The 424-nt window shown below is 43.2% G+C and carries 1 protein-coding gene; it reads right to left on the bottom strand.

Translation table 11 applies throughout. From position 1 onward, the window contains the following. Window positions 1-394 (bottom strand): hypothetical protein (locus JS756_RS36225; protein WP_205387508.1); only part of this gene is annotated, 394 nt, incomplete at its 3' end. Window positions 395-424 lie beyond the last annotated feature (30 nt).

Below are 424 nucleotides of genomic sequence, written 5' to 3'. Positions count from 1 at the left end.
GTACAATGTTTTTATATTTATAAAAAAAAAATACAAATAATAGTAGAATAGGGTAGAGGATATATACTAGGACAGAGTAATGACACGCATTGAGCAAATGGAAAATGGAAGAAGAGTCCTCGTAATCAAGTTCCAACTCGCGGCTAGCAAAAAAAAAAAAAGACCCTTGTATTCGGGTCGAGACTGAGCACTGTGTTTGGTTCGGGACATACGGTATGGTATGGTAACCCACTGGTATTTCTATTTTCGCCGCAGTGAGCATGCCCCCCGTGTGCCAGCGCTGGTGGTGCGCTGCCCCGTAAATTACCCCTGTAATGCCGATACGCCATCGCAACGTCTCCTTTCCCATTTTTTCCTTTCCTCCACCGTTTCTGTTCTTTTCTCTTTTCTTCATCCTCTCTCCTCTTCTTCTTTTTTCTCTGCA

Source organism: Streptomyces actuosus (assembly GCF_016921115.1).
In the GTDB taxonomy this organism is placed as follows: Bacteria; Actinomycetota; Actinomycetes; order Streptomycetales; family Streptomycetaceae; genus Streptomyces; species Streptomyces actuosus_A.
Note: the sequence above shows the minus strand (reverse complement) of the source record. Positions and strands in the feature narration are given on the sequence as shown.